Source organism: Virgibacillus doumboii, from assembly GCF_902806455.1.
Lineage (GTDB): Bacteria > Bacillota > Bacilli > Bacillales > Amphibacillaceae > Lentibacillus > Lentibacillus doumboii.
In genome coordinates this window covers 2,385,101-2,397,012 of record NZ_CADCWQ010000001.1, presented here as the reverse complement: position 1 = coordinate 2,397,012, position 11,912 = coordinate 2,385,101, and the positions used below count along the sequence as shown (strand labels likewise).

The following is an 11,912-nucleotide window of genomic DNA, read 5'->3' as shown; positions in this document are numbered from 1 at the left end:
GATTGATTTTTTTGACGCCTGAAAAAGTTCGACCCGTACAAGAAAAACAGGATTTTTTAACATTGGCACAATACAGCAGAAACGAATTAATCGAACTGCTTGATGAGGCCATTCGACTTAAGCAGGAAACAAAGGCGGGGATCCACAAACCCTATTTACAGGGAAAAGTGCTTGGCATGCTTTTTGAAAAATCATCCACCCGTACAAGGGTTTCGTTTGAAGTTGGGATGTTGCAGCTTGGCGGGCAAGCCATTTTTCTTAGTAAAAATGACATGCAGCTCGGACGCGGGGAATCAAGTGCGGATACAGCCCAGGTATTATCACGCTATGTGGATGGCTTGATGATTCGCACGTTTTCTCATGACATGATTGAAACCTATGCACACTATGCTGCGGTTCCGGTTATTAATGGATTAACAGACTTGCATCATCCGACACAAGTGCTTGCTGACCTGTTGACAATTTATGAGCAGAAAGGTGATTTTAACGGACTAAAACTTGCATACGTAGGTGATGGCGATAATAATATGTGTCATTCGTTGATTGAGGGAAGTGTGTTGGCTGGAATGGATATGGCGATTGCCAGTCCGCCAGACTATCAGCCAAATGAAGCTATTTTCAATCAAATGAAAGAAGTGGCAGGAAAGAATGGAACAAAACTGATATATAACAGTGATCCTGCCGAGGCAATCCACGGTGCTGACATTGTGGTGACAGATGTATGGACCAGTATGGGAAAAGAAGATGAAAATGCCGGACGGAAGAAAATCTTTGCACCATACCAGGTAAATGAAAAATTATGTCAGGGCGCAAAGACAGATTTTATTTTCCTGCATTGTCTTCCGGCACACCGCGGTGAAGAGGTATCTGCTGAAATTATCGATGGAGCCCATTCCGTTGTGTTTGACGAAGCAGAAAACCGGCTCCATGCACAAAAGGCATTATTAAAATCATTATTAGATTACTAGAGGATGTTCACAAATTACTAGGAGGGATTCGCTATGAGTGATGGAAAAATTGTGCTTGCCTATTCAGGCGGATTGGATACATCGGTTTCCATTAAATGGCTGCAGGAAAAATATAATTATGATGTGATTGCACTGGCAATAGATCTGGGTGAGAAAAAAGATTTGGAAACCGTACGGCAAAAAGCATTAGACGTTGGTGCATTAAAGTCGATTGTCATTGATGGTAAGGAAATGCTTGCGAATGACTACTTAATGCCGGCATTACAGGCAAATGCTTTATATGAAGGGAAATATCCGCTATCATCTGCACTATCGAGACCATTAATCGCAAAATTGCTCGTGGATGTTGCCGAAGAGGAGGGCGCAATCGCTGTAGCACATGGCTGCACCGGAAAAGGTAATGACCAGGTACGATTCGAGGTGTCGATTCAGGCATTGAATCCCAATTTGCAAGTTGTTGCACCAGTAAGAGAATGGGGCATGACCAGAGATGAGCAAATAGCTTATGCAAAGGAAAAGGGCATTCCCATTCCTGTTGATCTTGATAATCCTTTTTCAATCGATGCCAATATCTGGGGTCGTGCATGTGAAGCAGGGGTGTTGGAAAATCCATGGAATGTGGCACCGGAAGCGGCGTTTGACTGGACAAATCCGATTGAAGCGACCCCGGATGTTCCGGAACTTGTGGATATAACATTTGATAAAGGAATTCCGGTTGCATTGAATGATCAGCCAATGGATCTTGTCAGCATTATCAGGACATTAAATACGGCAGGCGGCAAACATGGAATCGGCCGGATTGATCATATTGAAAATAGGTTAGTTGGCATCAAGTCACGTGAGGTATATGAAAATCCCGCTGCACTCATTCTTATCCATGCACACCAGGAGATGGAATTTTTAACCCATACAAGGGAAGTCAGTCATTTTAAAAAAACAATTGATCAGCAATTTGCGCAGATGATATATGATGGGTTGTGGTATTCACCATTACGCCCGGCGATTGATGCATTTATTGCCGAGACCCAAAAAACAGTCTCAGGTACCGTTCGTGTGAAGTTGTTTAAAGGAACACCTGCCGTTATAGCACGCAAGTCCGATTTCAGCTTGTACAATGAGGAACTTGCAACCTATGAAAAGGGTGATATGTTTGACCACAATGCAGCGGTTGGTTTTATCAAACTATGGGGATTACCGACAAAGGTGCATGCGGAAATTCATCAGAAGGAAAAATTGAAGAGCTAAGGCTACTCGTTAATTGAGAGGAGCGCTGTCTCGATGAAATAGAAAGCGATTTAGATTAGCAATCATCGAGAGGAGCACTGTATCGAATGAAAAGAATATGAAAGTGAGTATATTTCATCTGCGGGTAATGAAAGCTTCACTAAGTGAAACTTCTCAACTTCACGTCGCATTTTACTTCAACTACGAGGTTAAAAAGCAGCAAAATTTGCGAAAAGAGCCTTTAGAAAACAACCTTTTCAAATACGTACCAGTAAAACTAACCTGTGAAAATCCCGCTTTAATGGGGTTTTCACAGTTTATTACATAACAAGGGAGGAATTTTTATGTCAAAGCTCTGGGGAGGACGTTTCACAAAGGCTACCAATCAGCTTGTCGAAAATTTTACCGCCTCGATTGAATTTGATCAGCAGCTTGCAATGGAAGATATTGAAGGAAGCATCGCACATGTTACCATGCTTGGTGAACAGGAAATTATCACACATGCGGAAGCGAACAAAATCATTGAAGGATTACAGACCATTGCCGGAAAAATTGCAGCTGGAAATGTTGATTTAAAGGTTGAAGATGAAGATATCCATATGAACATCGAGCGGCTTTTACACGAAGAAATTGGCCCGGTTGCAGGGAAGCTGCATACAGGCAGAAGCAGAAATGACCAGGTTGCAACCGACTTCCATTTATTTGTTAAACAAAAAACAAAGGAAGTGATGGAACTGGTTGCCCAGGTTCAAGCAGCATTTGTCAAACAGGCGGAAGAAAACAGTGATGTGGTTATGCCCGGGTATACGCACCTGCAGCGGGCCCAACCGGTGTTATTTTCCCATCATATGCTTGCTTATTTCTGGATGCTGGAGCGGGATAAGCAGCGACTGGAGGACAGTCTGAAACGCACGAATTGGTCACCGCTTGGTGCCGGAGCGCTTGCCGGTACCACCTTTCCTATTGACCGTGAGCGGACAGCGTCATTACTTGGCTTTGATTATGTGTATCCGAACAGCCTGGATGCAGTCAGTGACCGTGATTTTGTTCTGGAATTCTTATCGATTGCCTCGATATTAATGACTCATTTATCCCGTTTGTCGGAGGAACTTATTATTTGGTCAAGTCAGGAATTTGGCTTTATTGAACTGGATGATTCCTTTTGCACTGGATCGAGTATCATGCCGCAAAAGAAAAATCCCGATGTTCCGGAACTGCTCCGCGGGAAAACAGGGCGTGTATATGGAAGTTTGTTCAGCTTATTGACCGTTTTAAAAGGACTGCCATTAGCCTATAACAAAGACATGCAGGAGGATAAAGAGGGACTGTTTGATACGGTTAAAACACTTGATGGATCGTTACGGCTATTGGCACCAATGATCGAAACGATGAAGGTTAAACAGGAAAATATGTACCAGGCTGTTGAACAGGATTTTTCCAATGCAACAGATATTGCAGATTATCTGGTAACAAAAGGGCTGCCATTTCGTGAGGCACATGCGATTATTGGAAGAATTGTGCTGTATGCAATCCAGCAAAATAAATTTTTACTCAGATTGACATTGGAAGAATATCAGTCGTTCAGCAAGCTGTTTGACAAAGATATTTTTTCCGTTCTTGAACCAAAGCATGTGGTGGATGCCCGGAATAGTATTGGTGGAACTGCCAGAAAGCAAGTGGTTAAACAATTGGAACAGGCAAGAGAGTTATTGTAAAGTGGTTTACTTCAATATAAAACCGTAAGCGTCAAATAAACCGCACCCAGCACATAGGTGCGGTTTATTTGATGCTTATTTTTTAAAATTTTTGCAGGATATGAAAAGGAAATCTAGAAATGTAGTAAAGATGTAATATAACGGCATAATCCGAAATGAGGTGAGAAGATGGGAAAAGATTTACTCTATGGAATTGGCATATTTATCCCCGTGACGGACTTGAAAAAATCGACAGACTGGTATGAAAAGATGCTTGGATTCGAGATGCTCCACGAGGATGAACCTGAAGCGAATGTATTAAAAATCTGGAATGGCGTTGTTACATTTTGCCTTGTTAAATCCAGTGATGTTGAGCAACCGGCTTTTCCGGAAAATAATTATGGTGTGGATCATTATATGAACTTTCACACAGATGATATTCAGTCAATCCATCAAAGTTTAGTGGAAAAAAGTGCAAATGTTGGGGACATACACGAATTAGGCGGGATGAGAGGATTTGATTTATTTGACCCCGATGGCAATCGTTTCAGTGTAATTGAGTAGGGTGTACACTTTCGAAATTACTCGAATTTCACGATTCTGATGAAAGCAAGCTGCCTCCTTCAAAAAATAAAATGGACCGTATCTTTTTCGTAATATGTTCCGTTATTGAAGTGAAAACAGAGGAAGGAGGTATCCGATATGCAAAACAAAATGGTCTCAAAAATTACAAATGTGGAAATACCGGTGTCCAACCTGGAACGTTCGGTTAAATGGTATACGGAACTTCTAGGTCTTCATATCCAATATCAGGACAACGATTCAGCCATGTTATCGTTTTATGTTCCGGGGGCAGCGAGTATTTTCCTGATGAAGACAGATGACCCATCAAGGCTATCTTTTCGAAATACTACCTGGAATATTGACGAAAACAGTGTCATCGATTTTTATGCGGAAGACTTGAATGCTTGCCACGAATGGCTGAGAGAACAAGGTGCCAACGTTACTCCATTAAATAGTAATGAGGATGGCCCCTTAGGATTCGGGTTGCAGGATCCGGACGGAAATGTTTTAGGCGTTTGCAATGTGGATCATGACCTGATTATAACTCACTGAGTTTAATTGTAAAAGAATCATAAGGAGATGATCAAATGGCAGAAATTCCACCACTGAAAAAACAATTTATACAAGTTCAAATGGCAGAAATGTCCGGTTCAACTTTCAAAGAGGTAATGGCTGAAAACCTGTATTTTCAAAATGTAAATCTTACAGGTACGAAAATAACAGATGCAAATTTGAGTGATTTGCATATTGAGGATGCTCAAATCGGCGGAGCAATTTTCCGTAATATCGGTTTACCGCCGGAAGATCACCCCAATTACGATTCAAATGCAACACATCGGACGGTTACATTTGAAAACTGTGATTTACATGCCAGTACTGTTAAAAACTGTGACTTATCGAATGTTGAGATCAGTGATTGTGATATGAAAGGATTAAAAATAAATGGGATTCTCGTTGAGGATTTGCTTAAAAACTTTAATGGAGGATCTGATTAAGGATGAAAACAGGAGGCTGGGACAAAACAAAAAAGTGTTGCCAAAAGACGAACAATGCATGGAAATAGCGGAGGGAATATACGTAGACTCCTGGGGGAGGAAAGGCATCGGTGAGACTCCGAAGTGCGCTAGCACGAGGAGGCTCACCAGCCGCCCCCGGAAAGCGAAGTATATTCCCGGAGCGGTTTTATGCACCATTTCCAATATGTTCGGATTTTGTTATTGATAAAATACTTGTGTCCCAACCTCTGTTTGTGGAGGTGGATGATGGATTCCGATCAACTTTACAGCCAAATACTTTCAGAATACCAGGATCAACTAAAAGGCTACTGTCACAAGTTGGCTGGTGTCCCGTGGGAGGGTGATGATCTTTTTCAGGAAACGATGATGAAGGCTGTTAAAAACAAGGATAAATGGAGCCGGTTAAAAAATACAAAGGCATATTTGTTTAAAATAGCCACGAATACTTGGATTGATATCTGCCGTAAGCGAAATATTACAGTAGATACATATGATGATAACCTCCTTATCAACAGCGAACCTATAGACTATGAGGTGTACAGTGCATTAGAAGAACTTGTTCATAGACTGCCAATAAGACAAGCCGCAATTGTTTTATTAATCGATAGTTTTTCGTTCTCCTCCAAAGAAACTGCAACGATGCTGGGAATGACTTCAGGAGCTGTTAAAGCAGCCCTTCACCGTGCCAGAACTACGCTAAAGAAAAAATACCACCAGAATCAACATATTAAGAATGATAATCAAAATTTAATCCAGCTTTTCCTGGAGGCTATTAAACTTGGAAAACCACAGGAAATTGTTTCTGTTTACCATGAACTGCTGTCAAGCGGATTCACTGTAAAACGGTCCGGCCACACAAATGGCTTCTATTTTGAATTTTACGATCCCGACGGAAATAAGCTTGTCGTTTTTCAGGAAAAATAAAAATCGACCGTATTTTTTTCGGGATATTTCCCGTTATAGAAATGAGATTACGTGAGAGGAGGGTAACCAGAGAGCTTTGTGAAGCGTATTGATAGTGTTTTTATTTCAGTTAAGGATCTTGGAGTATCTTCAGAGTGGTATCAAAATATTTTTGACCTGGTCGTCGTACACCTGGATAAATATGGTGTTGGTTTTCGTTTTCATCAGCCATGGCCGCTTCAAACCGGTTTATCCTTGTATCAAAGCGAGGATACAGGTAAGGCATCATCCATCCAGTTTAATTTTTATACCTTGGCGGCAACCGCTTGCTCCTGTTGGGGTAAATGAAACCAGTCAAAAAGCAAGCCGGCTTGTTAAAGAAGCAAAGCATGCGGAGCGGGAAGGTCTTCAAATGTTAAGAGAAATCTACCAATTTATGAAAAAAGAAAAAGTGAATCAATGAACGGGAGGAAAGGAACTCATGCAAGTTGTAACCAAAGGGGAGATGAAACTGGTCGGAATCCGCCTGGTTTGCTCTACACTTAAAGAATATCAGGAAAAAATCCCGGCAGTAGTGGAAACAATGCATAACCGCCTGGATGAAATTGAAAATAAGACCAATCCGGATGTTTTCATTGGTATCCACAAGGTAGATGCGACAGAGGAAGAGGATGGTTATTGGAAATGTGTGGAGGTCACAGAATTTAATGATGTACCAAACGGGATGGATGCGATTGTTATACCCGCACAGGAGTATGCCGCAATTTCTCATGATGGCATAAAGTGGGAAATCCATCAGGCGTACGGAAAAATGCATCAGCAAATCGAGGATTCGGAGTATGAAAGGATCTATAATGCCTGGACATTGGAAACATTTGATCAAAGGAAACAGGAAGAAGAAATAATCCGATGTACACTGTATGACCCGATAAGACCGTCGTAGTGCGACAGTGTCGATTCTAACTACCGCCAAAAAGCCTAAATCCAACTGGGTTTAGGTTTTTTAATTGCATAAATTTCCCTCCAACTATCCAAACTATGGTATATTCACCCAGTCGCTAAGAGAGGAGGGCGAGGATGAAAAATGAGCAAAAGGGAATGCTGTCGCTGCTAAAAAGACGAAAGAAACAGCGTAAATCCAAAAAGGCGGACAACACTTCCTAAATTGAACAGCCAGTTGATGAACAGGCCTTGCTTTCTAACAAGTTATCAGATAATGAGAAAAAGTTTCGTTCGATTTATAAAAACTGTTCTGACGTTATTTTTCGATCGTTTTACATAGGTGAACAAGTTAAAGCACTTCTCATTTATATCGAAGGATTGTCAAACATCGAAGAAATTGATGACAGTGTGCTGACTCCGCTCATCAACGCTTCAGTGGGTGAAGATTATTTGATTGATACATTAATTCATAAAGAAATTTCGACTTCCAGTGTTAAAGAGGTCAATACTTTTGCAGACAGCATAAAAGAAATTTCTGCCGGAAATCCGGTGATTCTGGTCGATCAGCAAATTAGCGGCTTTGCATTGGGACTCTCGAAATGGGCAAAACGGTCTGTCGATGAACCAAAGGCGGAGACGGTTGTCAGGGGACCAAGAGAAGGATTTATTGAAACGATTGGTGTCAATACATCACTGCTCCGAAGAAGAATCAGGAGTCCCAAGCTGAAAATGAAATCCGTGGAGGTTGGAGAGTACACCAAAACGAGGATAAAACTTGCATATGTAGACGGAATAGTAGACGAAACAGTGTTGAAAGAAACAGAAACCAGAATAAACCGAATTGATGTTGACAGTATTTTGGACAGCGGAGTATTGGAGGAATTTATTGAAGATAATCCAAACTCCCCATTCCCGCAAACGCTGGCGACTGAACGGCCGGATGTTGTGACGGCTGGCCTGCTGGAAGGCCGGGTCGCAGTTTTGGTTGACGGTTCCCCGTATGTCTTGGTTGTACCCACTACATTTTACTCCCTGCTGCAGGCGAGTGAGGATTATTATGGACGTTATTTAATCGGTACAGCAATTCGCTGGATGCGGTATCTTTTTCTTCTGATCTCATTATTTCTTCCTTCGTTATATGTAGCGTTAGTTACGTATCATCAGGAGATGATCCCGACAACACTGTTATTCAGTATCGCTGCATCACGGGCTCAGGTTCCATTCCCTGCACTGATTGAAGCATTAATGATGGAAATTACATTCGAAGCATTGCGTGAGGCTGGTCTCCGTCTGCCAAAACAGGTAGGGTCTGCTGTCAGTATTGTTGGTGCATTGGTTATTGGTGAAGCAGCTGTTTCAGCGGGAATTGTATCGGCTCCTATGATAATTGTTGTTGCATTAACAGGGGTTGCTTCATTTACAATACCGCGTTATTCAGCATCGAATTCTATTCGTATGCTGCGTTTTCCAATGATACTGCTGGCAGGTACGCTTGGACTGCTGGGCATTATAATGGGAATTATCGTAATTATAATCCACATGGCGTCACTTCGTTCATTTGGTGTACCATATCTTAGCCCGATGGCACCAATGCAATGGGGGGATATGAAAGATGTGCTGATGCGTGCTCCATGGTGGAAGTTCAATACAAGACCACATTTTTCAGGTAACTATAATAAATATCGACAAACTGATAACCAGAAACCGTCTCCGATTAGAGGTGAAGAATGACCAACCGACTGTCAAGGATAGAGGTGGATGAGCATGATTGAAAAAGGAAAAATCAATGCGCTGCAAATGGCTATTCTGATTTATCCAACCATAATAGCAACAGCGATTCTCCTTGTTCCGGCGATAACCGGGAAAGTGGCACGTCAGGACATGTGGATGTCACCAATCTGGGCTTCAGCAGCAGGCTTTTTGGCCGCTTTTATTGCTATTCAATTAAATAAACGCTTTCCGGAGCAGACTATTATTAAATACAGTGAAACAATTGCCGGTAAATTTATTGGAAAAGTAGTCGGGCTCATCTTTATCTTTTTTTTGGCTCATACATGCGGGGTTGTTTTGAGGGAGTATGGCGCGTTTGTGAAAGGGAATTTTCTCTCAACAACTCCAATGATTGTGATTATCGGAAGTATGGCACTTGTGTGTGCCCTCGCTGTAAGGGGTGGATTGGAAGTTATCGCCAGAAGCGCCCAGGTATTTGTTCCCGTTGTAATTGTTTTATTTTTTTTGGTTCTTCTGTTGCTGACCCCGGAGTTGGACCCTGCCAACATGCTGCCTGTATTTGAAAATGGATTGACGCCATCACTAAGGGGAGCAGTGGTACCGGCAGGATGGTTTTTGGAGTTCTTTTTGATATCTTTTATGCTTCCTTTTTTAAGGAGTCGAAAAAAAGCCTTGAAATGGAGTGTATTAACCGTTGTTGCTGTAATGCTTACCATGGTTATTACCAATTTGGTGACCATGTTTGTATTCGGTGCACTTACGGATAGGTTTACATACCCCGTTATGGAAGCGGCCCGCTATATCAGTATAGCTGAATTTATCCAGCATATGGAGTCTGTTGTAATGGCAATTTGGGTCGGCGGCATATTTGTTAAAATTTCGGTTTTTTTCTATGCTACGGTTCTCGGTACGGCGCAATGGCTGAAACTGTCCGATTATCGGCCGATTGTTTTTCCGCTGGGCTTTATTGTTACGATAATGGGATATTGGTCAGCAGCAAATTTACAGGAGCTTGAGAAATTTCTGAGCGAAACGTTTCCATTTTATGCACTGGTTTTCTTGGCTGTCATTCCACTTATTTTACTGGTGGCTGCTGTTGTGCGAGAAAAAATTACTGGCACTAAAGAAGGAAAGGAAGGGTAAAATGAAACGGTTGTTTTCTTTATCAATATGCCTTCTGATACTTCTTGCGGGATGCTGGGACCGCACGGAGATAAATGACTTAGCGATAATTGTGGGGATAGGTCTTGGTAAAACAGATGATGATCAGATTGCATTATCTGTGCAACTGGTGAATCCAAGTGCGATTGGAAGCGGGCAGGGAAGCGGTGGAGCGCAACAAGGCAGCGGACAACTGACAACTGTGGAGAAGGAAACAGGAAGAACAACCTTCGATGCTGATTCAAAATTGCAGCAGAAAATTCCCCGAAGGCTATTTTCGGGTCATAATCGTGTAGTCTTTATTGGTGAAAAAATGGCTAAAAAAGGGATTCGCAAGCATATTGACTTTTTAGCAAGGCATCCAAATCCAAGGTTGAGATCCTATGTTTTTGTTACAAAAGGTAAGCCTTCTGATTTCTTTAAAGTTTTGCCGGATCTGGAGAGAAGCTCAGCTGAGGTAGCAAGAGAAATAACAAATTTAAAAGTTGGTATGAGCGTAGATGTAAAAGAACTGCTCCAGGTGGCGGCTGATCAGGGGGAGCGTATTGCATTGCCGATTCTCGAAATTGAGGAGGAGCCTCCCAATACAGTCGGGGTGCGTGTTAGTGGTACGGCTGTTTTTAAAAACGGAAAAATGGTTGGCCAACTCGATGAAAAGATGACAAGGGGAGTACTTTGGATACGAAATGAAATTAAAGATGCCGCAGTCACTGTTAAGCCCGAGGGCGAGGAAGATCATATTTCATTTCACATTTTTGAGGCAAGTACGGAATTAATACCCAAAATTAAAAACGGAACATGGACAATGACCATAAAAATAAAATCGATCGATGATGCTGTCGAAAATGAAACAACGTTAAATTTAATGAACCCTGTCACGGCTAACAAGCTTGAGAAACAATTGGAAAATCAGATTGATAAACGTATCCGCGCCGCATTGGAGCTGGTCCAGAAAGAATTGAAGTCAGATATTCTCGGTTTTGGTGAGGCGTTTCACCGTCATTATCCAAATGAATTCAACAAGGTGAAAAACAAGTGGTCGAAAAAGTTTCCGGAAATATCCGTTAAAATTAAAAGTGATGTTAAAATTAAACGGCCTGGCAGGTCCGCATCCCCACCCGCAGTACCGGAAGATCAGGTGACGAACCAATGAAAATATTAAGTGTAATTTTAGTGATTGTTGTTGCTGTCTTCATCACACTGTATGAGTGGCCAAGAATAGATCAACATCTGAAGAAAGAAAAACGTGCGTTTGTCATGTTGACGATAGTCGGAATCCTGCTCTCCGCACTTCTCATATATTTTCCGGAAATGCCCGGTCCAACTGAACTGGTGCAGTGGGTATTTAAGCCGTTGAGTGGTCTGTTGGGGGGATAGGATTTGTGCGGTCCTGGAAGGTATGTATGCTTCCAGGGCTTTTTAGTGTGCTGGATGCGGAGGTTTCGGGTTTCGCTCAAGTTGTCACAGAATCGGCTCAAAAAGCTGTGAAATCGCCCAAGTTCACAAATATTTCGCTCAAGTTCACAATTTCCCCGCTCAAGTTCACATTTTGTTCGCCTGCTTCAGGTCAAACGCATGTTTAAAATTAGTAAAATGTTCACTAAATCAGCTTAATATCCAGCATAGCTCCACGTTTTGTATTTGATTTCCAAATTTTTTTGTTTTAATGAAGGATTTTGGCCAGTCGTGTCGAATATATAATCTGTACC

At 41.9% G+C, this 11,912-nt stretch carries 13 protein-coding genes; all 13 read left to right on the top strand.

The genetic code is table 11. The features are described 5' to 3' along the window. The first annotated feature begins 11 nt into the window (after window positions 1-11). Window positions 12-968, top strand: coding sequence for an ornithine carbamoyltransferase (argF, locus tag G6R02_RS11705; RefSeq protein ID WP_164669425.1), 957 nt, complete (start codon window positions 12-14; stop codon window positions 966-968). Window positions 969-1,001: 33 nt separating this feature from the next. Beyond that, window positions 1,002-2,213, top strand: coding sequence for an argininosuccinate synthase (locus G6R02_RS11700; RefSeq protein WP_164669424.1), 1,212 nt, complete (start codon window positions 1,002-1,004; stop codon window positions 2,211-2,213). A gap of 323 nt (window positions 2,214-2,536) precedes the next feature. Further along, window positions 2,537-3,907: an argininosuccinate lyase gene (gene argH, locus G6R02_RS11695; RefSeq protein WP_164669423.1), complete on the top strand. Its 1,371-nt coding sequence runs from the start codon at window positions 2,537-2,539 to the stop codon at window positions 3,905-3,907. A 168-nt stretch (window positions 3,908-4,075) separates the two neighbouring features. Next, complete coding sequence (locus tag G6R02_RS11690; RefSeq protein WP_164669422.1) at window positions 4,076-4,450, top strand: VOC family protein; 375 nt, start codon at window positions 4,076-4,078, stop codon at window positions 4,448-4,450. A 138-nt stretch (window positions 4,451-4,588) separates the two neighbouring features. After that, a complete protein-coding gene (locus G6R02_RS11685) occupies window positions 4,589-5,002 on the top strand; it encodes a VOC family protein (protein ID WP_246202552.1) in 414 nt (137 codons plus the stop codon). A gap of 35 nt (window positions 5,003-5,037) precedes the next feature. Then, entirely contained in the window at window positions 5,038-5,445 is a 408-nt protein-coding gene (locus G6R02_RS11680) for a pentapeptide repeat-containing protein (protein ID WP_164669421.1), read from the top strand. A gap of 267 nt (window positions 5,446-5,712) precedes the next feature. Beyond that, window positions 5,713-6,390: an RNA polymerase sigma factor gene (locus G6R02_RS11675; protein WP_164669420.1), complete on the top strand. Its 678-nt coding sequence runs from the start codon at window positions 5,713-5,715 to the stop codon at window positions 6,388-6,390. 78 nt (window positions 6,391-6,468) lie between these two features. Beyond that, entirely contained in the window at window positions 6,469-6,717 is a 249-nt protein-coding gene (locus tag G6R02_RS11670) for a VOC family protein (protein ID WP_164669419.1), read from the top strand. 133 nt (window positions 6,718-6,850) lie between these two features. Next, a complete protein-coding gene (locus G6R02_RS11665; protein WP_164669418.1) occupies window positions 6,851-7,312 on the top strand; it encodes a GyrI-like domain-containing protein in 462 nt (153 codons plus the stop codon). Window positions 7,313-7,533: 221 nt separating this feature from the next. After that, window positions 7,534-9,042, top strand: coding sequence for a spore germination protein (locus tag G6R02_RS11660; protein ID WP_164670395.1), 1,509 nt, complete (start codon window positions 7,534-7,536; stop codon window positions 9,040-9,042). Window positions 9,043-9,075: 33 nt separating this feature from the next. Further along, window positions 9,076-10,185, top strand: a complete 1,110-nt coding sequence (locus tag G6R02_RS11655) for a GerAB/ArcD/ProY family transporter (RefSeq protein WP_205520125.1) — start codon at window positions 9,076-9,078, stop codon at window positions 10,183-10,185. Window position 10,186: 1 nt separating this feature from the next. After that, window positions 10,187-11,356, top strand: a complete 1,170-nt coding sequence (locus G6R02_RS11650; RefSeq protein ID WP_164669417.1) for a Ger(x)C family spore germination protein — start codon at window positions 10,187-10,189, stop codon at window positions 11,354-11,356. Beyond that, window positions 11,353-11,580, top strand: a complete 228-nt coding sequence (locus tag G6R02_RS11645) for a hypothetical protein (RefSeq protein ID WP_164669416.1) — start codon at window positions 11,353-11,355, stop codon at window positions 11,578-11,580. Before G6R02_RS11650 ends, G6R02_RS11645 begins: the two co-directional genes overlap by 4 nt. Window positions 11,581-11,912 lie beyond the last annotated feature (332 nt).

Bases quoted from the DNA above. Each gene is read 5' to 3' on its own strand.
- G6R02_RS11700 (WP_164669424.1), top strand. From the start codon at position 1,002: ATGAGTGATGGAAAAATTGTGCTTGCCTATTCAGGCGGATTGGATACA.
- argH (WP_164669423.1), top strand. From the start codon at position 2,537: ATGTCAAAGCTCTGGGGAGGACGTTTCACAAAGGCTACCAATCAGCTT.
- G6R02_RS11690 (WP_164669422.1), top strand. From the start codon at position 4,076: ATGGGAAAAGATTTACTCTATGGAATTGGCATATTTATCCCCGTGACG.
- G6R02_RS11685 (WP_246202552.1), top strand. From the start codon at position 4,589: ATGCAAAACAAAATGGTCTCAAAAATTACAAATGTGGAAATACCGGTG.
- G6R02_RS11680 (WP_164669421.1), top strand. From the start codon at position 5,038: ATGGCAGAAATTCCACCACTGAAAAAACAATTTATACAAGTTCAAATG.
- G6R02_RS11675 (WP_164669420.1), top strand. From the start codon at position 5,713: ATGGATTCCGATCAACTTTACAGCCAAATACTTTCAGAATACCAGGAT.
- G6R02_RS11665 (WP_164669418.1), top strand. From the start codon at position 6,851: ATGCAAGTTGTAACCAAAGGGGAGATGAAACTGGTCGGAATCCGCCTG.
- G6R02_RS11655 (WP_205520125.1), top strand. From the start codon at position 9,076: ATGATTGAAAAAGGAAAAATCAATGCGCTGCAAATGGCTATTCTGATT.
- G6R02_RS11650 (WP_164669417.1), top strand. From the start codon at position 10,187: ATGAAACGGTTGTTTTCTTTATCAATATGCCTTCTGATACTTCTTGCG.
- G6R02_RS11645 (WP_164669416.1), top strand. From the start codon at position 11,353: ATGAAAATATTAAGTGTAATTTTAGTGATTGTTGTTGCTGTCTTCATC.